Here is a 24,316-nt window from a genome sequence, read left to right as displayed (position 1 = left end):
CGGCCCGTGACGTCCTCATGTCACGTTCCGTACAAGCCTGTTGGGGTCCGTCCCGCCGTGTTTCCCTCGTGCCACGTCCCGCCGCTCTCCCCCGCACGAGGAGCACCATGAGCACGCAGCCCGCCCCCGCCGACAGCTCCGCCTGGTCCTTCGAGACGAAGCAGATCCACGCGGGGGCCGCCCCCGACCCGGCGACCGGCGCCCGGGCCACGCCGGTGTACCAGACCACGTCCTTCGTCTTCCGCGACACCCGGCACGCGGCCGACCTGTTCTCGCTGGCCGAGCCCGGCAACATCTACACCCGGATCCACAACCCCACCACGGACGTGTTCGAGCAGCGGATCGCCGCGCTGGAGGGCGGGGTCGGCGCGGTCGCGCTCGCCTCGGGGCAGGCGGCGGAGACCCTGGCGATCCTGACGCTGGCCGGGGCCGGGGACCACATCGTCTCCAGCACCTCGCTGTACGGCGGCACGTACAACCTCTTCCGGCACACCCTGCCCAAGTTCGGCATCGAGGTGTCCTTCGTGGACGACCCGGACGACGCCGAGGCCTGGCGGGCGGCGATCCGGCCGAACACGAGGGCGCTGTTCGCCGAGTCGCTCGGCAACCCGCGCGGCAACGTGCTCGACGTGCGGGCGGTCGCCGACGTGGCCCACACGGCCGGGGTCCCGCTGATCGTGGACAACACCGTGCCGACGCCGTATCTGCTGCGGCCGATCGAGCACGGCGCGGACATCGTGGTGCACTCGGCGACCAAGTTCCTCGGGGGGCACGGCACCGCGATCGCCGGTGTCGTGGTGGACGGCGGCACCTTCGACTTCGGCGCGCACGCCGACCGCTTCCCGGACTTCACCGAGCCCGACCCGAGCTACCACGGCCTGCGGTACTGGCCGGCGCTCGGTCCGGGCGCGTTCGCGGTCAAGCTGCGGGTGCAGCTGCTGCGCGACCTCGGCCCGGCGCTCTCCCCGCACTCGGCGTTCCTGCTGCTCCAGGGCGTGGAGACGCTGAGCCTGCGCCTGGAGCGGCACACCGCCAACGCGCAGGCCCTCGCGGAGTGGCTGGAGCAGCGCGACGAGGTGTCAGTCGTCCACTATCCGGGCCTGGAGTCCAGCAAGTGGTACGACGCCGGGCAGAAGTACCTGCCGCGCGGGGCCGGTGCCGTGGTCTCCTTCGAGCTGCGCGGCGGGGTCGAGGCGGGCAAGCGGTTCGTGGACGCCGTCGAGCTGTTCAGCCATCTCGCCAACATCGGCGACGTCCGCAGCCTGATCATCCACCCGGCGTCCACCACGCACAGCCAGCTCACCGAGGACCAGCTCACGGCGACCGGCACCGCTCCGGGCCTGGTACGGCTGTCGGTCGGCATCGAGAACCTGGCCGACCTCAAGGCGGACCTGGAGGCCGGCTTCCGCGCGGCCAAGGGTGCGTAGGTGAACGCCGTCCCGGCCACGGAGCGTCTGCCGGTCACCGGTGCCTGGCGGGAAGGGGACCCGCCGGGCCGCCGCAGGTGGTGGCCGGCCGAGAGGCCGCTGCCGCTGGAGGCGGGCGGTGAACTTCCGTGCGCACGGCTGGCGTTCGAGACGTGGGGGCGGCTCGCGCCGGACGCGTCCAACGCGGTGCTGGTGCTGCACGCGCTGACCGGCGACAGCCATGTCGCCGGTCCCGCCGGGCCGGGGCATCCCTCGCCCGGCTGGTGGGACGCGCTGGTGGGGCCGGGGCGCGCGCTGGACACCGACCGCTGGTTCGTGGTGGCGCCCAATGTGCTGGGCGGCTGCCAGGGCAGCACGGGCCCCGCCTCCCCGCGCCCGGACGGCCGCCGGGCCTGGGGCGGCGCCTTCCCGTTCCTCACCCCGCGCGACCAGGTCGCGGCGGAGGCCGCGCTCGCCGACACGCTGGGCATCGGGCGCTGGGCGCTGGTCGTCGGCGGTTCGATGGGCGGGATGCGGGCCGTGGAGTGGGCGGTGTCGTACCCGGAGCGGACCGGTGCGCTGCTGCTGCTCGCCACCGCGGCGGCGGCGAGCGCGGAGCAGATCGCCTGGGCCGGCATCCAGCTGCACGCCATCCGCTCCGACCCGCACTGGCAGGGCGGCGACTACCACGACACCGACCGCTCCCCGCACACCGGCCTTGGCCTGGCCCGCCGCCTCGCCCAGGTCACCTACCGCAGCGAACCGGAACTGGCGGCCCGCTTCGGCCGGGCCCCGCAGGACACCGAGCACCCCTGGCACGGCGGCCGCTACCAGGTGGAGTCCTACCTGGACCATCACGCGGCGAAGCTGGTGCGCCGCTTCGACGCGGGCAGCTACGTCGTCCTCACCGAGGCGATGAACGCCCACGACGCCGGCCGGGGCCGGGGCGGGCTCCGGTCCGCCCTCGCCCGGGTGACCGCGCCGACCCTCGTGGCCGGCGTCGACTCCGACCGCCTCTATCCGCTCGCCCAGCAGCGGGAGCTGGCCGCACTGATCCCCGGCGCGGACCGGCCGCGCGTGATCGAGTCGCCGTACGGGCACGACGGGTTCCTGATCGAGACGGAGCAAGTGGGGCCGCTCGTACGGGAGTTGCTGGGCTGAGCTGCGTTCACCACTCCCGGGGCGCGATCAGCTCCTCCACGTCCGCGTCCTGAAAGCCGTAGGCCCGCGCCACGAACCGGAAGTCGCCGCCGATCTCCTCGCGGGCCACCGTCTCGATCTCACTGCCCGCCGCGTCGAACTCGGCCTCCAGGGCGTTGAACTCCTCGGTGGCCGCGTGCGTGAGCCGGTACAGGCCGGCGAGGTCGGCGGGCCGCTCGGCCTCGATCCGCTCGCACAGGGCGAGCAGGATCGCCCTGCCCTTGTCCACGAGGTGATCGGGGAAGTAGCCGTCCTCGTACAGCACGTCCAGAAACCGGTGTCCGGCCACTTCGGGATTGCCGATCGGCATGCTCCCGCCCTCCCTCGCTCCCCGCGGATGTGACACCTTGATCCTGCACCACGCCACTGACAACGCCCCTGGAGCAGCCCGTGACCTGGTCCGGCCCCTCGTACGACCTCCTCCCCGGCGCCCCCGACTCGCCGGTGCTGCTGCACGTGCCGCACTCGGCGCGGGCCGTGCCCGGGGACGTGCGGGCCGGGATCGTACTGGACGACACGGAGCTGGAGCGGGAGCTCGACCACATCACGGACGCGCACACCGCCGAACTCGCCGAACAAGCCGCCGAATTGGCCGGGGTGACGCCCTGGCGGTTCGTGAACCTGCTGTCCCGGCTGGTCGTGGACCCGGAGCGGTTTCCGGACGAGCGGGAGGAGATGGCGGCCGCCGGAATGGGAGCGGTGTACACCCGGACCACGCACAAGGACGAGCTGCGCCGGCCGGACACCGATCCGGAGCCGCTGCTGGAGCGGTACTTCCGGCCGTACGCGCGCGCCATGACCGAGGCAGTCGCGGAGCGGCTGGCGGCGACCGGGCGGGCGGTGATCATCGACGTGCATTCGTATCCGACCGAGCCGCTGCCCTACGAGCTGCACGGCACCGGACCGCGCCCACCCGTGTGCCTGGGTACGGACGCCTTCCACACCCCGCCGGAACTGCTTCGGGCGGCCCGGAAGGCGTTCGCGGGCTTCGGGGGGACCGGGCTGGACAGCCCGTTCGCGGGGACGTACGTACCGCTGGAGTTCTACGGCACCGACGCCCGGGTCGGTGCCCTGATGGTGGAGATCCGGCGGGACACCTATATGGCGGAGCCGAGAGGGGCCGCCGGGCCGGGGCTGGAGCGGCTGGCCACAGCGCTGGCCGCGCTCGTCGACACGGTGTAGGACTCCGGCTGGAGCATTCCCGCAGGACACCGGCCCACCCCCGTACCAGGGTGGAATGCATGACCGAGGAGACCACGCTCACCGGCCAGGCCCCGCCGCCCGTGCGGGACTGGTCCACGCCCGACCTGGACGGGACGGACTTCGACCCGTTCCTCGCCGGCCTCATGCGCGAGGGCCCGCTGACCCGGATCCGGCTGCCGTTCGGCGAGGGCTGGGCGTGGCTGGCGACCCGCTACGACGACGTCAAGCTGATCACCAACGACCCGCGGTTCAGCCGCACCGAGGTGACTCACCGTCAAGTGACCAGGATGGCACCGAACTTCGCGCCCCGGCCCGGCTCGCTCGCCTGGGCCGACCAGCCCGACCACAACCGGCTGCGCAAACCCGTCGCCGGCGCCTTCACGGTGAGCGCCATGAAGCGGCTGCGGCCCCGCGCCCGGGCGATCCTGGACGAGCTGGTGGACGGCGTCGTACGGGACGGGCCGCCCGCCGATCTGATCGAGCGGGTGCTGGAGCCGTTCCCGCTCACCGTGGTCAGCGAGGTGATGGGCGTGCCCGCGGCCGACCGGGCGCGGGTGCACGCCTGGACCCGGGAGATCATCTCCACCAACGGGGCCGAAGTGGCCGGCCGGGCCAAGGAGGGCATGTACGGGTGGATCACCGCGACCATCCGGGCCCGGGCCGACAGTCCGGGCGAGGACGTCTACTCGATGCTCGGCGGGGCCGTCGCGCGTGGGGACATCAGCGAGGAGGAGGCCGTCGGGCTGGCCGGCCCGCTGCAGATCGGCGGTGAGGCCGTCACGCACAACTGCGGCCAGATGCTGTACCTGATGCTGACCCGGCCGGAGCTGATGGAGCGGATGCGGGCGCGGCCCGAGGCGCGCGGCCCGGTGCTGGACGAGCTGTTCCGCTGGATCCCGCACCGCAGCTCGGTCGGGCTGTCCCGGATCGCGCTGGAGGACGTGGAGATCGCGGGCCACCGCATCGCGGCGGGCGAGCCGGTGTACGTCTCCTACCTCGCCGCCAACCGCGACCCGGCCGTCTTCCCGGACCCGGACCGCATCGACCCCGACCGTGATCCGAACCCGCATGTGGCGTTCGGCAACGGCCCGCACTTCTGCACCGGTACAGTGCTGGCCCGGCTGCAGACCGAGCTGCTGGTCGACACGCTGCTGGACCGGCTGCCCGGACTGCGGCTCGCCGTGCCGCCGGAGCAGGTGCAATGGCGGCACAGGACGATGATCCGGGGACCGCGGACGCTGCCCGTCACCTGGTCCGCCTGACCGGGTTCAGGCCCGCAGCCACTCGGTGACGATGACCTCCGCGCCGGTCCGCAGCCTGAGGGCGAACGGGCCGGCCGGGGGTGTGGCGCTGGTGAAGCGGCCGAGGGTGTCGACCGTGACCGGGCGGACGGTCTGCGGGCCGCCGAGCACCTCGATCCGCGCCGAACTCGGCGGCAGCACCTGCCCGATCAGGCCGTCCTCGGTGACCTCGACGTCGACGGTCACCTCGCCCGCGCGGAACGTCAGCATCCGCGGCGGGTCCGTGACGCCCCTGACCGGCAGCGCGTCGACGAGCGAGTCGAAGGTCAGCTCGGCGATCCTCGCGTCCAGGTCGTGCAACGCGTAGGCGTCCAGGGCCAGTTGACGCAACACGTCCGGAACCGGGTCCAGGACGGCGGCCGCCTGCCGCAGCTCCTCCTCCAACAGCGCGTCCACGAACTCACCGTCCCCCGCGCCGCCGCCCTCGTCCGCGCCCTCCGGGGGCACGCCGTCGCCGCCGTTGCCGTCCTTGCCGCTCATACCGCACCCCGTGCGTCCATCCGGGCCCGCAGCCGGCGCAGACAGCGCTGGCGCAACGGTCCGATACTGCCGACCGCGATGCCGAGCGCGGCCGAGATCTCCACATAGCTGGGCGGCGGGGAGGCGACCAGCACGCGCAGCAGCTGCCGGCAGCGCTCCCCCATCCCGTCCAGCTCCTGCCACAGGCGGCGGGCCCGCTCGGCACGGTCCGCCTCCTCCTCGGAGTCGATCAGCGACTCCTCCGGTGTCCGGTCGTCGCTGGCCCGGTCCAGCACCTGCGGATCGTCCGTCAGGGTCAGCCGCGCCAGGCTCCTGAGCACCTTCAGCGACTCGTGGCGCGCCGTGCTGGCCAGCCAGGACCCGGCCTTGTCGGGTTCGCGGATCCGGCCGAGGTGCTGGGCGAAGCGGAACCACACGGTCTGGTAGACCTCGTGTGCGTCGGCCTCGGAGAGCCGGTGCGCGCGCACCACCGACCACACCAGCGGACTCATCCCTTCCACCAGCGACTTCCAGGCCGCGGCGTCCCCGTCGACGGCGGACTGGACCAACGCCCCGACCTCTGTACGGTCCACGCTTCCACCCCTCGTGTACGGCACGTCATCGTACGCCGTGGAGTGGAGCGTTCCGGCCCTCATACCGGCACGGCCGGGTCGACGACCGGTACCGGGCGCCAGGTGGGCGGCCTGAGCACCGTGACCCGCGCCCCGCGCACCTCCGCGCTGTCGGTGGCCGCCGCCAGCAGCGCGTCGCGGGCGGCGCGCGGGTCGCGCTCCCCGTGCGCCGTCATGTGCGCGGCGACGAGGCCCGCGACGACCGGCGTGGCGAAGGAGGTGCCGCTCCACTGGGCGAGCCCGTCGAACATCACCTGGTGCGGCTTGGCGCCGGTGTTCTCCCGGCCCTCGCTCAACACGCCGGTGTGGCGCGGGAACTGGCAGGTGCAGGAGTAGTCGTAGTCGAACCGGCAGGCGTCGTAGGTGGAGTGCTGGTAGACGTACGGCACGGGCGTGTCGAAGCCGGTGAGGGCGCTGGTGAGGCGCTCGCCGGGGGCGAAGGCCCGTACCCAGGGGCCGTGGTTGCTGAAGCAGGCCTCGCTCTCGCCGTCCGCGCCCAGCGCGCCGACCGACAGGACGCTGTCGGCGTACTCGGGCAGGCCGGCGTAGGCGGCGGGCCAGAACGGCGCGTGGCTGGAGTTGTTGCCGGCGGCGGCCACCAGCAGGGTGTGCTGCTCGCGCAGTTCCCGCATGAACGCGTCCAGGCCGAGGAGGCCGTCGGTGACGCCCTCGGTGGTGGTGCCGGCGGAGAGGCTGATGATGTCGGGCCAGCCGCCCTCGTCGACCGCCTCGAAGAGCCGGGCGGCGAACTCGGACTCCAGGATCGCGCCCGCGTCGCTCAGGGTGTTGCGGACGGTCACCTGGGTGTTGGGCGCGACGGCCGCGAGGATCCCGGCGATGAACGTGCCGTGGCCGACGTACTGGCGCAGCACTCCGTCGGCGTCGGTCTCGGCGGGCTGGACGTCGCCCGTGGTGTGGGCGAGCGGCGGGTAGGCGCCGTGGTCGTGCACGAGACCGGTGTCGATCACGAGGACGCGAGCGGCGCTGTCGGCGTCGTAACGGCCCTCGGCGACGGCCGGGTTGGCCGGCTGGGTGCACGCGACGGGCACGGGCTCGTCGCCCGGGCAGGCGTTGACCGCGATGTGCACCACATGGTTGCGGCTCACCAGCCGGCGGCCCTGGCGGTCCTCGGCCGCGCGCAGGGCGCGCAGGGCGTGCGGGACGGTGTCGGTGCCCTCGGCGGGGTCGCCGATGCGGATGCGGGTCACTCCGGTGCGGTTGCTCCGCGGGCCGTCCCGGCGCACATGGTCGGGCACCAGCCCTTCGGTCTCGGTGAAGTGGGCGCGCACGGTGTCCTCGACGATCCGGGCCTCCTCGCCGTCCCGGGCGAGGACGACACCCTTCTCGTACAGGAAGTGGGCCTCGTCGTCCGGGCCCATCGCCAGGGCGATGTCGGGCATCGCGCGCTGGATGTGATCGAACTGCTCGTGGAAACGCTGTGGTGCCATGGTGTCTCCTCCCCCGACAAGACGGTGTTCGACAGTGAGAGTCGCGAGGACACCGTCTGATACAGCAGGCCACTACCATGCGAGACGTGATGGCGGGAAGCGAGTCAGTTTCCGAACTGCTGCCCTTGGTCTTCGCCGACCCGGGCGAGGCCCGGGCACGCGCGGAACAGGTGCTGCGGGCCGGGCCGGCGCCGCTGCACGCCAGCGTCGCCCACCAGGTTCTCGGCATCTGGCAGCGGGACTTCGGCGACCTCAGGATCGCGCTCGGGCATCTGCGCCGGGCCCGGGACCTGGCCGCGCGCGCCGAGTCGGCCGACCGGGAGGCCGATGTGCTCGCGACACTGGGGGTCGCACTGGTGCACGCGGGGCGCACGCGACAGGGGCTCACCTCCTTCGAGCAGGGTGTCGCCCGGGGCACCGGACACACCCGGGCCCGGGTGCTGTTCCGGCGGGCGTACGTGTGGTGGGTGCTCGGGCATCACCGGGAGGCGCTGGAGGACGTACGGCGGGCGCTGCCGGTGCTGCGGCAGGCCGGCGACGACATCTGGACCGCGCGGGCGCTGACCCTGCGGGCGACCGTGCATCTGGCGCTCGGCGCGGTGGACCGGGCGGTCGCGGACTTCACGGCGGCCGAGCGGCTGTGGGAGACGACCGGCCAGGAGCACGACAAGGCCGACGTGGTGGAGAGCCGGGGGCTCGCCGCGTTCCGGTCCGGGGACATCCCCGCGGCGCTGCGGCTGCTGGACGAGGCCGAGGAGCGCTACGCCAAGCTCGGCACACCGACGTACATGCTGTCCATCCGGCGCTGCGAGGTGCTGATGGCGGCCGGGCTGGCCCCGGAGGCGCTGGCCGAGGCGGACGCGACGATCGCGCTGCTGGACCGGCTCGGCGGGCAGTCCACCCGCAAGGCCGAGCTGCTGCTGGCCGCCGCACGGGCCGCCCGCTCGGCCGGGGACGCGCACACCGCCGTCGCCCGCGCCGCCGTCGCCGTACGGCTGTTCGCGGCCCAGCGCCGGATGTGGTGGGAGACCCATGCCCGGCTGGTGCTGATCGAGGCCCGGGTGGCGGCCGGGCGCCGGTCGGGGCGGATGGTCGCGGACGCGGCGGCGGTCGCCGAGAAGCTGTCCTCCTTCGGTTCGCCCGCCGCGCCGGAGGCCTCGCTGCTCGCGGGCCGGATCGCGCTCGCGCTGGGCTGGACGGCGGACGCGGAACGGCACCTGGCGGTGGCCGCGCGCAGCCGGTACGGCGGCCCGCCGCCGGCCCGGGTGACGGGCTGGGCGGCGCAGGCGCTCAGGGCCCGCGCCGCCGGGTCCCGGCGCGGGGTGCTGGAGGCCTGCCGGCGCGGTCTGGACGTGCTGGACGACCACCGGATGACCCTCGGCGCCTCGGAGCTGCGCGCCCGCACGACCGCGCAGGGCGCCGAACTGGCCGCGCTGGCCCAGGAGGTGAGCCTCGCCCAGGGCAGCCCTAGGCGCCTGCTGGAGTGGAGCGAGCGCTGGCGGGCCACGGTCCTGTCCGCACCCCCCACCCGGCCGCCCGCCGACCCGGCCCTGCTGAGCGGGCTGACCGCCTACCGGGAGATAGCGGCCCGCGCGGAGGAGGCCCGGATGGAGGGCCGCCCGGTGCCCGCGCTGGAGCGCGAACAGCGGCGCCTGGAGCGGGAGATCCGCTCCCGCACCCACCACATCCGCGGCGCCGCGCCCGACGAGGGCGACCGCTTCGACGCGGCCCGGCTGCTGGACGGTCTCGGCGACACCCACCTGGTCGAACTCGCCGTCGTGGACGGGCGGGTGCACGTCCTGCTGTGCGGGCAGGGCCGGGTACGGCGGTTCGCCGGCGGCCCGCTGACGGAGGCGATGGCCGAGGCCGAGCACGTCCAGGCCGGGCTACGACGGCTCGCCCACCCCGGCGCCGAGGCCCGGCTGCCCTTGGTGGAGGCGGGCGGCCGACGCCTCCAGGACCTCCTGCTGGGCGGGGCGGCGCAGCATCTCGACGCCGGTCCCGTGGTGATCGTGCCGCCGGGCGCGCTGCACCGGGTGCCGTGGGCACTGCTGCCCGCGCTGCGCGAGAGGGTGCTCAGCGTGTCGCCGTCGGCGGGCAGCTGGCTGCGCGCCCGCGAGACCGAACCGCCGCCGGGCGGCCGGCACGTGCTGGTACGCGGCCCCGGCCTCGCCACGGGCGGCGCTGAAGTGCCCGAACTGGCCGACCGGTACGGCGCGGCGACGATCCTGGAGGGCGACGACGCCCAGGTCCCGCGCATCCTGGACCATCTCGACGGCGCGGCCCTCGCCCACCTCGCGGCGCACGGCACGTTCCGCGCGGACAGCCCGCTGTTCAGCAGCCTCCGCATGGCCGACGGCCCGCTGATCGTGCACGACTTCGAGCGCCTGGCCCGCAGCCCGTACCGGATCATTCTCTCCAGCTGCGACACCGCCCGCCTCGCCTCGGTCGGTGCCGACGAACTCCTGGGCCTGGTCACCGCGTTGCTCCCGCTGGGCACGGCCGGTGTGGTGGCGAGCAGCGCCCCGGTCAACGACGCGGCGGTGGTCCCCCTGATGCTCGCGCTCCACAAGGGCCTCGACACGGGCCTCTCCCTGGCCGAGTCCCTCCGCGACGCCCGCGCGTCCCTCCCGGGCGACGCGGTCCACCAGGCGACCGGGTGGGCTTTTGCGGCGTTCGGGGCCGCCTGAGGGGTCACGCCGACTCGTACTCCGGCAGCTCGACGAGCCACGGCAGCGCTCCCCGGTCCCCGGTGCCGAGCCGGGTGTAGGCGCTGTACAGGTGATTCCCCACCGTCCGTACCGACAACGTCAGCTTCTCGGCGATCTCCCGGTTGCTGAGCCCCGCCGCCGCGAGCGTGACGATCTGCCGCTGCCGGGCGGTCAGTTCACCGAGGACGAGTCCGGCCAGCGCGGGCGTCCGCGCGCCCTGGCAGCGGCGCGCGAGGGCGACGGCCCGGGTACGCGACAGCCGAGCCGCGCGCGGGTCCCGGTGGGCCCGCACGGCCTGCGCACACGCCTCCGCCGCGAACAGCAGGAACCCTCGCCCCTCCAACTCCCGGGCGGCCCGGTCCAGTCCGGGCCCGTCCCCCCGCGTCAGCGCCGCTGCGTGCCGCGCGAAGACACTGCCCGCCGGCAGTCGCTCCACGGCCCGCTCCGGCGCACCCAGGCGTACCGAGTCGTAGCGGGCATACACGCCGTCCCCCTCGCTCAACTCCCCGTCGATGAGCCGAAGTTCCGCAATGCAGCCCTCGTCCCCCGGTGCCTGCCGAGCCCAGGCGGCAGCGTCCCGCAGTTCGCCCCGCAGCCGGCCGAACCGGGCGCGGACGGCGGCGTAACCGGCCGGGACCGGCATGCCCTCCGCCACCAGCCACTCGCCCACCGGGGTGGGCACCGGCCGGACGTCCAGTTGCTCGATCCCCCGTACCAGCACCTGCCGTTCGGCCTCCAGGGCCGGGCCGAGGGCGCGAGGCGCACTCGCCAGGCGGCGGGCGCGCAGACGTCCGGTCGTGGCGCGCAGGGCCGGGCCGTGCAGGGGGTGGGCGAGGGTGACGGCCGCCGCCTGGTCGTCGACGTGGATCAGGCCGTCCGTCTCCAGGCGCTCCAGGACGTCGAGGTCGAGGTCGTCCAGCGGCAGCGCGAGCGGCTCGGCGAACGCCAGCCTCTCCAGCGTGTCCCGTTCACCGGCACCGGAACGATCGAGCACCGGGGCGAGCCGTTCGCGCACGGCCGGGGTGACCGGCAGCGGACCGCGCCAGGCCCGCTCGCCGGTACCGGGGACGGACGTCAGCCGGCCGGCCGCGGCCAGCGCGGCCACCAGGTCGCGCAGCAGCCGTAGATCACCCCGGCACACCGCGTGCAGGCGGCGTACGGTGAGCGGCTCCAGGCCGGACGCGGCGAGCAGGTGCGCGGTGTCCTCGTACGGCAGCGGCGGGAGGGCCAGCCGGGGCAGCAGTTCGCCGGTCCACAGCCGGGACACCGCGCCGGGCGTGGACGCGCCGTCCACCGCGGCGACGACGAGCCGGGTGCGGCCGTGCACGGCGAGCTGGTGGACGAGGGCGGCGGAGGCCTCGTCCAGCAGATGGGCGTCGTCCACGACCAGGATCCTTACACCCGACAGGATCCGCACCGCACGCTGCGGTGAGACGTCGTCGGGCAGCAGGTGCGCGAAGGCGGCGAAGGGCAGGTCGCGGGCCTCGGGTGTGCCGGTGACGCGGGCGTGGTCGGTGCCCCGGAGCGCCTCCGTGATCAGCCGGGTCTTGCCGTGGCCGGCCGGTCCGGTGACCACGATGCCGTGCCGGCCGGCCGCCCAAGAGCCGCGCAGCCGCTCCAGTTCGTCCTCCCGGCCGGTGAACGGCCAGGGCGGCACCGGTGTCGTCGCCGTCGTCGTCGCGTCCTGTTCGTAAGTCCTCACACCATCGAGAGCGCGGGTACTCAGGTTTGATACAGGGCGACTTGAGTAGCCCTCGACTCAGGCGCCCGGCACCGGCGCACGGCAGGCTGGCCCCATGACCCGACGCCTCTGCTCGCTGCCGCGGCAGCCGGCCCCGTGCTTCGCACCGGGGCTGACGGCCGAGCGGCTGGGCGCCCTGCTCGCGGGGCGGCGGATCTGGGTCAACGGCACGGTCCTGCACTACTACTTCTACGACCACGGATCCGACGCCTCCGTGATCCCGGCCCCCGGGACCGGGGAGCTGCGCCGGGTGCCGTGGGCCGGTGGGGAAGCACCACGGGAGGCGGTCCGCGACTGTCTGCGCGAGTGGCAGGGGCTCGGCATCGGCGTCACGTTCGCCGAGGTCGGCGACCGGCACGAGGCGGAGCTGCGGATCGGCTTCCAGACCGGCGGCGGCTCCTGGTCGGCGGTGGGCCGGGAGGCGCTGGCGGTCGGCCGGGGCGAGCGCACCATGAACCTGGGCTGGGACGTCACCGGGCCCGGGGAGCGCGGAACGGTCCTGCATGTGATCGGGCACGCGCTCGGCATGGTGCACGAGCACCAGAGCCCGTACGCCGGGCTCCACTGGGACGACGAGGCCGTGTACGCCGAACTGGCGGGCCCGCCGAACTTCTGGAGCCGGGAGACCACGGACACGAACGTCCTGCGCCCGCTGGAGGCCGGCGAGGCGAGCGGCTCGGTGTGGGATCCGCAGTCGGTCATGACGTTCCCGTTCGGGCCGGGGCTCGTACTGGAGCCGGAGCAGTACCGCGGGGGGCTGCGTCCGTCCGGTGCTCCGTCCCCGGCCGACAAGGAGTTCGTGCTGCGCTGGTATCCGCCGGCCGACCCGGCGGGGCCCACCGCGCTGGTGCCGTTCCGGTCGGCCGCGCTCGGTCTCGGGCCGGGCGAGCAGGCCGACTTCCGCCTGGAGCCGCCGGAGACCCGCGACTACACCGTGGGCACCTTCGGCGACGCCGACACCGTGCTCGTGGTCTTCGAGGAGCGTGACGGGGTGCCGCGCTTCCTCGCGGGGCACGACGACGGCGGCGGCCCGGACAACGCCGCCGTCCGGGTCCGGCTCGTCAAGGGCCGCCGCTACTTCGTCCGGGTCCGGTTGTACTCGACCTGGGGTTCGGGAGAGACAGCCGTCATGTGCTGGTGACGGCACACGGACGACGACAGCCACTGTCCGGCACCGGGGGAGCGGCCGCGGACGTCACCTACGGGGGAGGTGACGTCCGCGGCCACACCGGTGTTCGTCCGCGAACGCCGTGTTTCCGTGTGTGGACGCCGTGTCTCGGTACGCGAACGCGGTGTTTCCGTCGTGCGAACGGATCACCGGGTCCGGCGACGGGGGCGCCGGAGCGTGTGAGCATGACCGCATGCTCCCGGGAGAGGATCGTGCCGCGCGGCGGGTGCTGACGGTCTGTCTGGCCGCCGGGGTGACCACCCTGCTCGACCAGTCCGTCCTCAACATCGCCGTCCCGGCCCTGACGCGTTCGCTGTCGGCGGGCGCCACCGACGTGCAGTGGATCGTGGCCGGGTACTCGCTCTCCTTCGGCCTGGTCCTGGTGCCCGGCGGGAGCCTCGGCGACGTGCGCGGCCGCAAACCGCTGTTCCTGCTGGGCCTCTCGGTGTTCGTGCTGTGCGGCCTGGTGGCGGCGACGGGCACCGCGCCGGCCACGGTCGTGGTGGCGCGACTGGTGCAGGGGGCGGGCGCCGGGCTGGTCAACTCGCAGGTGATCGGCACCCTTCAGGACGTCTTCCAGGGGGTGGACCGGGCCCGTGCGCTGGGTCTGTACGCCGTCACGGGCGGGGTCGCCGCCGCGCTCGGACCGGCGCTCGGCGGTGCTCTGGTGGCGTGGTGCGGGCCGGACACCGGCTGGCGGGTGTGTCTGCTGCTGAGCACGCCCTGCGGTCTGGTCACCCTGTGGCTGGCGGTCCGCCGGCTGCCACCGGCCCGGCGTGCGGCACCGGCCGGCGGGCTCGATCTGTGGGGCATCGGGTGTGTGGCCGCGCTGACCCTGTCGCTGATGCTGCCGTTCATCCGCCCGCCCGGCTCGGGCCGCGCGGCCCTGCTGTGGGCGCTGGCGGCGGCCGGGGCGGCGGGCGCGCTCGCACTGGGCCAGTGGTGGCGGGTGCGCCGGGGCCGTACCCCGCTGGTCCATCCGTCCCTGGTGCGGTCGGCACCGTACGCGCTGGGCACGGCGGTGGCGATGGCCCAGTTCGGCTCCTCGCTGGCGGCGGGCCTCGTGCTCACGCTGTTCCTCCAGTCGGGCCTCGGCCTGTCCGCGCCCGCCACGGCGGCGGTGACCCTGCCGTCGGCCGTCGCGATGGTCGTGGCGTCCGCGGTGGCGTGGCGGGTCGTACGACGGCTGGGCGAGCGGACGGTGACGGCCGGACTGGTCCTCGGTGTCCTCGCGCTGCTGGCCGCCGCGCTGGCCACGGCCGTGCTTCCGGCCGCCGCGCTGCCGTACGCGCTGGCCCTGGCCCAGCTGGGCTCCGGGGCCGCGTCCGGTCTGACCGTCTCCCCCAACCAGGCCCGGGTGCTGCAGCGCGCGCCCGCCGAGGCGGCCGGGGTGGCGGGCGGCATCCTGCAGATGGCCCAGCGGGTGGCCGCCGCGGTGTGCCTGAGCGCCGTCTCCGGGATCTACCTGCGGGGCGCGCCCGGTACGGCCGGCCCACCACGCACCGCGTACACCGAGGCCGTCCTGGTCTGCGCGGGCCTGCTCACGGCGGCCCTGCCCCTGTCCCTGCTGCACCGGAGCGTGCGGCCCGGCCACCAGGCCGCGCCGCACGCTCCGGGTACGAGCGCCGCCACCGGGGTCCTGGAGCCGTCACCGCAGGACAAGGCGTGAACTCCGGTATAGGGGAGGGGACTTCTGTCACGGGTGCCCTGGAGCGGCCGCCGGGCGACCTGGGGCACCCGTGTCATCGGCGTTGCCACTCCTGGGCCAGCAGTTCATAGGAGCGGACCCGGTCCGCGTGGTCGTGGGTGATGGTCGTGATGAGGAGTTCGTCGGCGGCCGTGGCCTCCTGGAGCTGTTCGAGGTGGTCGGCGACCCGGCCCGGGGAGCCGACGAACCGGGTGTCGAGGCGGTCCTGGACCAGCGCCCGGTCCGCGTCGGTCCAGGGGTGCGCCCGGGCCTGCTCGGGCGTCGGGTACGCGATGGCACCCTCGGCGGTGCGGATGCTGCGCACCCAGTGGCCGTACCCGGCGGCCAGTTCCCGTGCCCGGTCGTCGTCCTCGGCGACCACCACGTCGGCGGAGACGCTGACGTAGGGCTTGTCGAGGACGTCGGACGGACGGAAGTACGACCGGTAGCCGTCCACGGCCTCCAGGACGGTGCCGGGGCTGACGTGGTAGTTGGCGGCGAACCGCAGCCCCCGCGTGCCGGCCGTCTCGGCGCTCACCCCGCCGCTGCTGCCGAGGATCCACACCTCGACGTCGGCGCCCTCGCCCGGCACGGCGTGTGCCTCGATGCCCTCCGGGGACCGGTAGGTGCCGGCGAGCAGGGCGAGGATGTCGCCGATCTGCGCGCCGTACTCCTGCGGCTCGGCGTTCGGCAGCGTCAGCAGCCTGCGCTGGAGGGCGATGCGGGGTGAGCCGAGGAGCTGTGCGAAGGAGAAGCGGGGCGGGACGAGCAGGCCGTTCGGCGCGCGGCCGTCGACGACCGGGGGGACCGTCTGCGGAGCCTGCGCCCGCGGTTCCGGCGGGCCGCCGCCGGAGCGGCCGAGGCCCAGGTCGAGCCGGCTCGGATACAGGGCGTCGACCAGGCCGAACTCCTCGACCGTGGACAGTGCGGTGCGGTGGCCGAGCTGGACGGCGCCGGAGCCGAGCCGGATCGTGCTGGTCGCGCCGGCGGTGAGGGCCAGCAGGACCGCGGGCGACGTACCGGCCACGCCCGGGTTGAGATGGTGCTCGGCGAACCAGTAGCGGGCGTAACCGAACTCCTCGGCACGGCGGGCGAGATCAATGGAGTTGCGCAGCGCCTCGGGCGCGCTCGAACCGGATGCGATCGGCACCAGGTCGAGGACGCCGAGCGGTGTGCCGGACGACATGGTCATCACTCCTGGGATTCGGGCAGGACCGGTGCCCAGGGGAACGGCGGGTCCGGTATGTCCTTGCGCAGCACCGGGGCGACCGCCGACTGGAACAGCTCCAGGGAGTCCTTGTGCTGGCTGTCGGTCAGTCCGCTCGCGTCGGCCTGCACATGCTGCACGGTGTGCCCCAACTGCTGGTGGTAGCGGTGCACCTTGTCGATGACCTGCTGCGGGCTGCCGATCAGGGCCGAGCTGCGCTCGACGAAGTCCTCCAGTGTCCCGAAGACCACGGGCAGGCCCGTCCTCTTCTGGAACGCCAGGTTGCTCTCGAAGATCGGCCGGTAGACCGCCAGCGCCTGCTGCGAGGTGCGGGCCACGTACAGGCCCGCCGAGCCCGCGCCGATCGCGATGCGGGCCGGATCGTGGCCGTAGTGCTCCCAGCGCTCGCGGTAGTGACGGATCAGCTCGGCGTAGGGCTCGACCGGGTTGGTGACGTTCGCCGAGAACAGCGGGTCGCCGTAGCGGGCGGCCAGGTCCACGGACTCCTTGCTGGTGGCGCTGCCGTGCCAGACCCGGACCGGCCGCTGGTACGGCCGCGGCCACACCTCGGCGTCCTTCAGCGGCGGCCGGAAGCGGGTGTCGGCGGTGACCCTGTCCTGCCGCCACAGCTTCCGGAACACCTCGTAGCTCTCGGCGTTGCGGTCCCACTGGTCCTCGGGCGTGACCTGGAACAGCTCCCGCTGGGCGGCGCCGTTGCCCTTGCCGGTGATCAGGTCCAGCCGGCCGTCGGCGAGGTGGTCCAGCGTCGCGTAGTCCTCGTACGCCCGGACCGGGTCCAGCAGGCTGAGCGTCGTCACGGCGGTGAAGAGCCGGATCCGCCGGGTCAGCGCGGCGACATGGCTCAGGACCACGGTCGGCGCGGAGGAGATGAACGGCCGCTCGTGCCGCTCCCCCACGCCGAACCCGTCGAAGCCCAGCTCCTCGGCCAGCACCGCGTTGTCCAGGACCTCGCGGAAGCGGTCGTGCGTGGACTTCTGGACGCCCGTGACGGGGTCCGGCCGGTGCACGATGAGGGTGATCGCGAGGAACTTCACGACACGGCCCGCTCGGACGCGGCGGCCCCGGCTCGAACTTCCGCGTCGGGGTGGGCGAGGCCCAGGTGGTCGCGGAGGGTGGTGCCCTCGTAGTCGGCGCGGAAGACGCCCTGTTCCTGGAGGAGGGGTACGACCTGGTCGGCGAAGGCGTCGAGGCCGCCGGGGGTGATGTGCGGGACGAGGATGAAGCCGTCGGAGGCGTCGGCCTGCACGAAGTCGTTGATCGTCTGCGCGACGGTGGCCGGGGAGCCGACGAAGGTCTGCCGGTTGCCCGTGTTGATGACCAGGTCGCGGATGGACCACTTGTTGGCCTCGGCGAGCTGCCGCCACTCGCGGGCGATGGCGATCGGGTCCCGGTACATCCGCACCTGGGCGCGGCCCTTGGAGATGTGCTCCTCGTCGACCACCGGGTCGACGTCGGGCAGCGGGCCCTCCGGGTCGTACGCCGACAGGTCCCGGTTCCAGACGAACTCCAGGTGCTTGATGGCGGTCGCGCCGCTGACCTGCTGCCGGCGCACCTCGCGGGCGAGTTCGGCGGCCTCCTGGTCGGTGTCGCCGAGGACGAAGGTCGCGGCGGGCAGGATGAGCAGCTGGTCGGGGCGGCGGCCGTACTTCGGGAGGCGGGACTTGACGTCGGTGTAGAAGGCCTGGCCCTCCTTCAGCGTGGAGTAGCGGCTGAAGATGGCGTCCGCGCTGGACGCGGCGAACTCGCGGCCCTCGTCGGATTCGCCCGCCTGGAAGATCACCGGGCGGCCCTGCGGGGAGCGGGGCACGTTGAACCGGCCGTGGATGTCGAAGTGCTGCCCCTGGTGCACGAAGGCGCCGGCCTTGGCGTCCCTCAGGAAGGTTCCCGTCGCCTGGTCGGCGAGGATCTCGTCGCCGCGCCAGGAGTCGAAGAGCTCGTGCGCGGTGGTGAGGAACTCCTTGGCGCGGGAGTAGCGCTCCTCCTGCGGCAGGAAGCCGCCGCGGCGGAAGTTCTCGCCGGTGAAGGCGTCCCAGGAGGTGACCACGTTCCAGGCGGAGCGGCCGCCGGAGAGGTGGTCGAGGCTCGCGAACTGGCGGGCCACCTCGTACGGCTCGTTGAACGTGGAGTTGATGGTCCCGGTCAGCCCGAGCCGCTCGGTGACGGCGGCGAGCGCGGCCAGCACCGTGAAGGTGTCCGGGCGGCCGACGACGTCCAAGTCGTAGATCTTTCCGCCCTGTTCGCGCAGCCTGAGGCCCTCGGCGAGGAACAGGAAGTCGAACTTGGCGCGCTCGGCGGTACGCGCGAAGTGGGCGAAGGAACTGAACTCGATGTGGCTGCCGGCGGCCGGGTCGCTCCACACGGTGGTGTTGTTGACGCCAGGAAAGTGCGCGGCCAGGTGGATCTGCTTCAGGGGCTTGCTCATGGGGTGCGGTCGTCCTCTCCGGCTGCTCAGGCTGATACGGCGGCGGCGGTGGGGGTCCCCCCGGGCTCGAGCGAAGCCGAGAGTTTGGGGGAGTAGCGGTTGGCGGGGCGGGCGAGGCCCAGCAGGCCGCGCAGTGTGTCGGCCTCGTAGGCGTTCCGGAAGCGGCCCCGGCGCTGGAGTTCGGGCACCAGGTCACGGCTGATGCGAGGCAGGTCGTGGTCGGCGACGGCGGGCCGCAGCCGGAAGCCGGTCAGCCCGGCCGACGCCAACTCCTCAAGCAGATCGGCAAGTTGGGTCGCCGTACCGGTGAAGATCCGGGCGTCGCTGGTGTACGGCTCACCGGCGAGCGCGTCCAGGCGGTCGCGGCGGGCCTCCGCCTGCGCCTGGCTGTCGTCGAGGAGGACGACGAGGTCGCCGAAGATGTGGAGGGTGTCCCCGGCCCGGCCCGCCGTCTGCTGCTCGGCGCGGATCTCGGCGACGATCGCACGGGCCTGCGCCGCGTCGTGCGGGGTGACGTAGCCGACGTCGGCCTGCCGGGCCACGAGCCGGTACGGCACGGTCTGGTGGGCGAGGGCCGTGACCAGCGGCTGGCCCTGCGGCGGTCGGGGGGTGATGGACGGACCCTTGACGCTGAAGAAGCGGCCCTCGAACTCGATGTAGTGCAGCTTGTCCCGGTCGACGAAGCGGCCGGTCGACGCGTCCCGGATCTCGGCGTCGTCCTCCCAGCTGTCCCAGAGCCGGCGCACCACCTCCACGTGGTCGGCGGCCTCGTCGAACAGTTCGGTGACGACGTCCTGCGCGGCCGTGCTGTCGTAGGCCTCGATCCGGCCGATGGTACGGCGGCCGAAGTGGGCGGCCTCGTTCGGCCGGCCGCTGATCTGCACGCGCAGACCCGCGCGACCGGTGCTGACGTAGTCGAGGGTGGCGATCGCCTTGGAGATGTGGAACGGCTCGGTGTGTGTGGCCACCACGGTCGGGACCAGGCCTATGTTCCGGGTGAGCGGGGCGACCCGGGAGGCGATGAGCACCGCGTCGAGCCGGCCGCGGACCTGGTCGGTGCGCTCGTCGGGGTCGAGGAAGTGCGAGGACTGCGGGCCGAGGCCGTCCTCGACGGTCACGAAGTCGATCAGGCCGCGCTCGGCCTCGGCGACCAGGTCGGCCCAGTAGCCGGCGGTGAACAGCTCCCGGGGGCGGGCGACGGGTTCGCGCCAGGAAGCGGGGTGCCAGCCGGTGCCGTCCAGGGCGACGGCGAGATGCAGGCGGGAAGGGGGAGTTGAGGACACGACGGTGCCTTCCTTGGGGTCCGTACGAGTGTGGGCACGGCGAACACCGGCTCGCGGGGCGGGAGAAGAACCAGGCCAGGGGCCGTGAAGGGGCGGGGCCCGGGGAAAGGTCAGCGGCGACAGAGCGCGGCGGACACGCGCTGGAGGTCTATGTGCGGCCGGGAGTACAGACGGACGGAGCGGTAGGGGTGCGGCAGGCACGGCGAGAGCACGCGGGTCACGTCCAGCACCTCCGTCCGTTCCAGCCTTCGGGCGTCGTCAACACTCACAACGCGCCGCCCGCTTCGGTTGTTCCCGCGCTGCGGACCTGGACGATCCGTGAGCGGCGGCGCAGGGTGAACCCGATCGACTCGTAAAGCCGGATCGCCGGGGCGTTGTCCACGGCGGCGTGCAGGAACGGGGTGTCCCCGCGCTCCCGGATGCCCCACGCGACCGCGCGCACCAGCCGGGTGGCCAGCCCCCGGCCGCGGTGGCCGGGGTCGGTGCACACGGCGCTGATCTCGGTCCAGCCGGGCAGCCGCAGCCTCTCCCCCGCGATGGCAACGAGCCGTCCCTCGTGCCGGATACCGAGGTAGGTGCCCATCTCGACGGTCCGCTTGAGGAACGGGCCGGGCCGGGTGCGGGCGACGAGGTCGAGGATCTCGGGGACGTCGGCGGGCCCGAGCCGCTCCGCCTCCGGCGCGGGCTCGGCGCGCAGCGCGGTGTCGACCAGCTGCACACCTTCCCCCTCGCCTTCGATCCGCCAGCCGTCCGGCACCCGGTCGACGGGCTTGATCCGTACGGTGGTTCCCGGGCCGAGGAGCGTGCACAGGTCGTCCCAGGCGGCCGGGTCCGCCGGGTCGGCGAGCGCGGCGAAGGCGTAGATGCCGTCCTGGTAGCGGGCGGCGCGGCCGACGCGTTCGGCGAGGTGGGCGTGCGGGCCGTCGAGGGCGGCCCAGACGGCGTTGTCGAGGAGGGGATCGCCGGGCAGGGTGGGGACGGATCCGCCTCCGCGGAGTTCGGTCTGCTGGGGCACGGAGGCGGGGTCCTCTCTCAACTTGACTGACTGAACAAACGGGTGACGGTTGGTCAGGAATTGGTCAGCGGCAGTCCCGGCGGGTTGATCTCGGACTTGGCGACGGCCTCGTTGGAGAGGTTGTAGGCGGCCAGCCACTTGGCGTACTGCCCGTTCTGGATCAGGTAGTTGATGGCGTCCGCGAGCGGCTTGGCGAGGCCGCTGTTTTTCTTGGCGGTGGCCGCGATCAGGCCCTGGAGCGATGCGCCGGCACCGGAGAAAGCGCCCGCGTTGCGGGTCGCCTGGGGGGTGTTCGCGGTCTTCTGGACCCGGTAGGCGACGCCGGGGTTGGGGCCGAAGTAGGCGTCGAGCTTGCCGCTGCTCAGCGCCAGGCTGTAGGCGTTCTGGTCCGGGTAGTACTTGACGGTGAGCTTCTTGCCCTCCTTGGCCAGCTTGGCCTGCCACTCCAGCAGGATCTTCTCCTGGTTGGTGCCGGAGCCCACGCCCACCGTCTTGCCGGCGAGGTTCTCGTAGTCGCCGTCGAAGTTCCAGGTGCTCTTCTTCTGCGTCTCGAAGGCGAGGTTGTCCTTGCGGTAGGTGGCGAACTCGTACTTCTTCTTGCGTTCCTCGGTGTCGGTGACGTTCGAGAAGGCCACGTCGACCTTGCCGCTGTCGACGCCGACGAAGAGGTTCTCCCAGGTGAAGTTCTTGACCTCGGGCTTCAGGCCGAGCACCGCGGCGACCAGGCGGCCCAGGTCGGGTTCGGAGCCGGTGAGGGTCTTCTGGTCGCTGCCCACGTAGGCGAGCGGCGCGGACCCGGCGGGCAGGGCGCCGACGCCTATGAGGAGGGTGCCGCTCTTGCGGACGGAGGCGGGCAGTTCGGCGCTGATCGACTTCACCTCGGAGACCTTCAGCGTGGTCTCCTTCGCGGCGCCGTTGGACACCCGGCCCACGGTGACCGTGCCCGCCGTGTCGGTCGTGGTGGCGGCCTCGCTGTCGCCCCCGCAGGCGGCGAGCCCGGTGGCGAGGGTGGCGACGGCGGTCGCCGCGGTGATGCCTCGGATCAGGCTGCGTCGGGAAAGGTGGCTGGGCATGGCTGTCCTTGTCGTTCGGTGGGTCGGTGCGGTGGGGCAGTGGGGTCAGAGGACCTTGGCGAGGAAGTCGCGGGTGCGTTCGTGCCGGGGCTTGTCCAGCACTTCGTTCGGCGGGCCCTGTTCGACGATCCGGCCGCCGTCGAGGAAGACGATCCGGTCGGCGACCTCGCGGGCGAAGCCGATCTCGTGGGTGACGATGACGAGGGTGGTGCCGCTGGTGGCGAGGTCCTTGATGACGGCGAGGACCTCGCCGACGAGTTCGGGGTCGAGGGCCGAGGTCGGCTCGTCGAAGAGGATGACGCCGGGCCGCAGGGCGAGGGCCCGGGCGATGGCGACGCGCTGCTGCTGGCCGCCGGAGAGCTGCCGCGGGTAGGCGCCGGTCCGGTCGCCGAGGCCGACCCGGTCGAGCAGTTCGCGGGCCAGTTCCTGGGCCCTTGGCCTGGTCAGCCGGCCGGTGGCGACGGGAGCGGCGGCGACGTTGTCGAGGACCGTCAGATGCGGGAAGAGGTTGAAGTTCTGGAAGACGAAGCCGATCCGGCCGCGCTGGGCGAGGATGGCGCGCTCGCTCAGCTCCTTCAGCCGGCCCCCGCTGCCGCGCCGGACGCCGATCGGCTCGCCGCCGACGCTGACGTAGCCGATCTCGGGCTTCTCGAGGTGGTTGACGACCCGGAGCAGCGTCGACTTGCCGGAGCCGGACGGCCCGATGATCACCGTGACCTCGCCGGGGCGGATGGTCAGGTCGATGCCGTCGAGGACGCGGTGGGCGCCGTACCACTTGTGGACGTCGTGCAGTTCCAGGGAGACGGGGGTGGTGTTCGGGAGGGCCGGTGCGGTGGTCATACGGCGGCCTCCCTGCGCAGCCGGGCGCGGAGCTCGGTGAGGGCCGACCGGGCCCTCTGCAGCGGGGTCGGCGGGAGGGTGCGTGTGGCACCCCGGGCGAAGTACCGCTCGACGTAGAACTGGACGACGGACACGGCGCTGGTCAGGATCAGGTACCAGACGGTGGCCACGAGCAGGAGTGGCACGACGTCGCCGGGATAGGTGGCACCCATCGTCTGCACCGAGCCGAACAGGTCGAGCAGGGACACGTAGAACACCAGGGACGTGCTCTTGACGAGACCGATCAGCTGGTTGACGTAGTTCGGGACGATGGACCGCAGCGCCTGCGGGAGGACGATCCTGCGGAACTGGTAGCCCTTGGGCAGGCCGAGCGCGGCCGCCGCCTCGTGCTGCCCCTGGTCGACGGAGAGGAGGCCGCCGCGGACCACCTCGGCCGCGTAGGCCGCCTCGTTGAGGCTGAGGCCGACGACGGCGATCGCCAGGTCGGTGGCCAGCCTCGACTCGTCGAAGGTGACGAAGGCCGGGCCGAACGGCACGCCCAGGCTCAACGTCCTGTACAGGGCACTGAAGTTGTAGAGGAAGATCAGCACCACGATGAGCGGTACGGAGCGGAACAGCCAGGTGTAGGTCCAGCTCACGGCACGCAGCACCGGGCTGCCGGACTGCCGGCCCAAGGCCAGCAGGATGCCGCCGATGAGTCCCAACACCGCGCTGAGCGCGGCGACTTCGAGGGTGATGCCGAGCCCGTCGAGGATGGTGGGCCGCAGGAACCAGTATCGGAAGCGGTCCCACTGGTAGAAGGGGTTCGTGGCCAGTCCGTGCGCGATCTGGGCGACGAGCACCAGGACGACGGCGGTGGCGATCCACCGGCCGGGTCGACGCAGCGGCTGAACGCGCTGCGCTCTGAGGGTTTTTGACGGGGCATCGGCGGGTGGCGCCTCGGCCAGGGAGACGGCGGCGCCTGGGGGTTCACTCATGGCGGGGCTCCGGCTTGGGTCGGCACCCCGGTCCGCGGCGGACGGGCGTCGCGGGCCGCGACGGCACTACGGCACGAGGCGGCGCGCGACGGCGCACGGGGAACCGGGGGCTGGGCGGACTACGGCACACCACGGGGACGGTGTGCGTCGGGAACGCGGAACGCGGGGCTGGGGAGAGAGGTCAGCCCTGACAGCGGGCGATGCCCGGTGCGGTACACAGTGCGCTGTTGACCCGGAGCAGATCGACGGCGCGGTCGGCGACGAGGAGCCCGGCGTACGACGGTACGCGGCCCTGGGGGCGGCTCGCGGCCGTCCGGGGAGCTGCGTCCATGGCGTCACCTGTCACTGTTCCGGCCCCGCGGGGCCCTCGCGCTTACCGAAATACGTCGTTCCGGTCCGGTCGTCACCTGGGGCACCCCACCGCGATGCGAGGGTTGCCGGTCAGCGAGCCAGGGCTTGGTGCTGACGCTCATGACCGTTCTGGGCCGTAAGTTAAGGCGGTCGTCCGTTCGGATGTCAACG

The 24,316-nt window shown here is 73.4% G+C and carries 22 protein-coding genes and 1 riboswitch; of the genes, 7 read left to right on the top strand and 15 right to left on the bottom strand.

The window, feature by feature from the left end:
- Nucleotides 1-107: 107 nt before the first annotated feature.
- Nucleotides 108-1,427, top strand: coding sequence for a bifunctional o-acetylhomoserine/o-acetylserine sulfhydrylase (locus ACH47Z_RS26070; RefSeq protein ID WP_399077634.1), 1,320 nt, complete (start codon nucleotides 108-110; stop codon nucleotides 1,425-1,427).
- Nucleotides 1,428-2,567 carry a homoserine O-acetyltransferase gene (locus tag ACH47Z_RS26065; protein ID WP_399077632.1) on the top strand — a complete coding sequence of 380 codons (1,140 nt, stop codon included), beginning with the start codon at nucleotides 1,428-1,430 and terminating at the stop codon, nucleotides 2,565-2,567.
- 7 nt (nucleotides 2,568-2,574) lie between these two features.
- On the opposite strand, the gene ACH47Z_RS26060 is transcribed toward ACH47Z_RS26065, so the two are convergent.
- Entirely contained in the window at nucleotides 2,575-2,916 is a 342-nt protein-coding gene (locus tag ACH47Z_RS26060; RefSeq protein WP_399077630.1) for a DUF5713 family protein, read from the bottom strand.
- Nucleotides 2,917-2,996: 80 nt separating this feature from the next.
- Here ACH47Z_RS26060 and ACH47Z_RS26055 point away from each other — a divergent pair, with 80 nt between their 5' ends.
- Nucleotides 2,997-3,788 carry an N-formylglutamate amidohydrolase gene (locus ACH47Z_RS26055; protein WP_399077628.1) on the top strand — a complete coding sequence of 264 codons (792 nt, stop codon included), beginning with the start codon at nucleotides 2,997-2,999 and terminating at the stop codon, nucleotides 3,786-3,788.
- A gap of 59 nt (nucleotides 3,789-3,847) precedes the next feature.
- Nucleotides 3,848-5,071, top strand: a complete 1,224-nt coding sequence (locus ACH47Z_RS26050; protein WP_399077626.1) for a cytochrome P450 — start codon at nucleotides 3,848-3,850, stop codon at nucleotides 5,069-5,071.
- 6 nt (nucleotides 5,072-5,077) lie between these two features.
- On the opposite strand, the gene ACH47Z_RS26045 is transcribed toward ACH47Z_RS26050, so the two are convergent.
- From ACH47Z_RS26045 to ACH47Z_RS26035, 3 genes are read right to left on the bottom strand one after another with little or no spacing between them, the layout of a single operon-like run.
- Complete coding sequence (locus ACH47Z_RS26045; protein WP_399077624.1) at nucleotides 5,078-5,590, bottom strand: hypothetical protein; 513 nt, start codon at nucleotides 5,588-5,590, stop codon at nucleotides 5,078-5,080.
- Nucleotides 5,587-6,225: an RNA polymerase sigma factor gene (locus tag ACH47Z_RS26040; protein WP_399077622.1), complete on the bottom strand. Its 639-nt coding sequence runs from the start codon at nucleotides 6,223-6,225 to the stop codon at nucleotides 5,587-5,589. Before ACH47Z_RS26040 ends, ACH47Z_RS26045 begins: the two co-directional genes overlap by 4 nt.
- A complete protein-coding gene (locus tag ACH47Z_RS26035) occupies nucleotides 6,222-7,649 on the bottom strand; it encodes a S8/S53 family peptidase (RefSeq protein ID WP_399077620.1) in 1,428 nt (475 codons plus the stop codon). The genes ACH47Z_RS26040 and ACH47Z_RS26035 overlap by 4 nt, the downstream gene beginning before the upstream one ends.
- Nucleotides 7,650-7,726: 77 nt before the next feature.
- Here ACH47Z_RS26035 and ACH47Z_RS26030 point away from each other — a divergent pair, with 77 nt between their 5' ends.
- Entirely contained in the window at nucleotides 7,727-10,339 is a 2,613-nt protein-coding gene (locus ACH47Z_RS26030; protein WP_399077618.1) for a CHAT domain-containing protein, read from the top strand.
- A 4-nt stretch (nucleotides 10,340-10,343) separates the two neighbouring features.
- On the opposite strand, the gene ACH47Z_RS26025 is transcribed toward ACH47Z_RS26030, so the two are convergent.
- The gene (locus ACH47Z_RS26025) at nucleotides 10,344-12,062 is read right to left on the bottom strand and encodes a LuxR C-terminal-related transcriptional regulator (RefSeq protein WP_399077616.1); all 1,719 of its coding nucleotides are present in this window, start codon (nucleotides 12,060-12,062) and stop codon (nucleotides 10,344-10,346) included.
- A 94-nt stretch (nucleotides 12,063-12,156) separates the two neighbouring features.
- Here ACH47Z_RS26025 and ACH47Z_RS26020 point away from each other — a divergent pair, with 94 nt between their 5' ends.
- Both ACH47Z_RS26020 and ACH47Z_RS26015 read left to right on the top strand, forming a co-directional pair.
- Complete coding sequence (locus ACH47Z_RS26020; protein ID WP_399077614.1) at nucleotides 12,157-13,242, top strand: M12 family metallopeptidase; 1,086 nt, start codon at nucleotides 12,157-12,159, stop codon at nucleotides 13,240-13,242.
- 220 nt (nucleotides 13,243-13,462) lie between these two features.
- The gene (locus tag ACH47Z_RS26015) at nucleotides 13,463-14,938 is read left to right on the top strand and encodes an MFS transporter (protein ID WP_399077612.1); all 1,476 of its coding nucleotides are present in this window, start codon (nucleotides 13,463-13,465) and stop codon (nucleotides 14,936-14,938) included.
- 73 nt (nucleotides 14,939-15,011) lie between these two features.
- Here the strand turns inward: ACH47Z_RS26015 and ACH47Z_RS26010 are convergent, their stop codons facing one another.
- The 10 genes from ACH47Z_RS26010 to ACH47Z_RS25965 form a co-directional block, all read right to left on the bottom strand.
- Nucleotides 15,012-16,142, bottom strand: a complete 1,131-nt coding sequence (locus tag ACH47Z_RS26010; RefSeq protein ID WP_399077610.1) for an LLM class flavin-dependent oxidoreductase — start codon at nucleotides 16,140-16,142, stop codon at nucleotides 15,012-15,014.
- Nucleotides 16,143-16,147: 5 nt separating this feature from the next.
- On the bottom strand, nucleotides 16,148-17,218 hold the full coding sequence (locus ACH47Z_RS26005; RefSeq protein WP_399077608.1) for an LLM class flavin-dependent oxidoreductase: 1,071 nt from the start codon (nucleotides 17,216-17,218) through the stop codon (nucleotides 16,148-16,150).
- Nucleotides 17,215-18,606 carry an NtaA/DmoA family FMN-dependent monooxygenase gene (locus ACH47Z_RS26000; RefSeq protein ID WP_399077606.1) on the bottom strand — a complete coding sequence of 464 codons (1,392 nt, stop codon included), beginning with the start codon at nucleotides 18,604-18,606 and terminating at the stop codon, nucleotides 17,215-17,217. The genes ACH47Z_RS26005 and ACH47Z_RS26000 overlap by 4 nt, the downstream gene beginning before the upstream one ends.
- 26 nt (nucleotides 18,607-18,632) lie before the next feature.
- Nucleotides 18,633-19,889, bottom strand: a complete 1,257-nt coding sequence (locus ACH47Z_RS25995) for an LLM class flavin-dependent oxidoreductase (protein ID WP_399077604.1) — start codon at nucleotides 19,887-19,889, stop codon at nucleotides 18,633-18,635.
- Nucleotides 19,890-19,999: 110 nt separating this feature from the next.
- Nucleotides 20,000-20,101 carry a putative leader peptide gene (locus tag ACH47Z_RS25990; protein WP_399077941.1) on the bottom strand — a complete coding sequence of 34 codons (102 nt, stop codon included), beginning with the start codon at nucleotides 20,099-20,101 and terminating at the stop codon, nucleotides 20,000-20,002.
- A 53-nt stretch (nucleotides 20,102-20,154) separates the two neighbouring features.
- On the bottom strand, nucleotides 20,155-20,904 hold the full coding sequence (locus ACH47Z_RS25985; RefSeq protein ID WP_399077602.1) for a GNAT family N-acetyltransferase: 750 nt from the start codon (nucleotides 20,902-20,904) through the stop codon (nucleotides 20,155-20,157).
- A 53-nt stretch (nucleotides 20,905-20,957) separates the two neighbouring features.
- Nucleotides 20,958-21,977, bottom strand: coding sequence for a transporter substrate-binding domain-containing protein (locus ACH47Z_RS25980; protein WP_399077600.1), 1,020 nt, complete (start codon nucleotides 21,975-21,977; stop codon nucleotides 20,958-20,960).
- 45 nt (nucleotides 21,978-22,022) lie between these two features.
- Nucleotides 22,023-22,817, bottom strand: a complete 795-nt coding sequence (locus tag ACH47Z_RS25975) for an amino acid ABC transporter ATP-binding protein (protein WP_399077598.1) — start codon at nucleotides 22,815-22,817, stop codon at nucleotides 22,023-22,025.
- On the bottom strand, nucleotides 22,814-23,794 hold the full coding sequence (locus ACH47Z_RS25970; RefSeq protein WP_399077596.1) for an amino acid ABC transporter permease: 981 nt from the start codon (nucleotides 23,792-23,794) through the stop codon (nucleotides 22,814-22,816). The genes ACH47Z_RS25975 and ACH47Z_RS25970 overlap by 4 nt, the downstream gene beginning before the upstream one ends.
- A 181-nt stretch (nucleotides 23,795-23,975) precedes the next feature.
- Nucleotides 23,976-24,125 carry a hypothetical protein gene (locus tag ACH47Z_RS25965; RefSeq protein WP_399077594.1) on the bottom strand — a complete coding sequence of 50 codons (150 nt, stop codon included), beginning with the start codon at nucleotides 24,123-24,125 and terminating at the stop codon, nucleotides 23,976-23,978.
- 33 nt (nucleotides 24,126-24,158) lie between these two features.
- A riboswitch (SAM riboswitch) is annotated at nucleotides 24,159-24,271 on the bottom strand.
- Nucleotides 24,272-24,316: the final 45 nt, after the last annotated feature.

The sequence above is a fragment of the Streptomyces sp. NPDC020192 genome, assembly GCF_044388685.1.
In the GTDB taxonomy this organism is placed as follows: domain Bacteria; phylum Actinomycetota; class Actinomycetes; order Streptomycetales; family Streptomycetaceae; genus Streptomyces.
The sequence above is the reverse complement of the archived record's forward strand: the minus strand, read 5'-3'. Positions and strand labels throughout refer to the sequence as shown.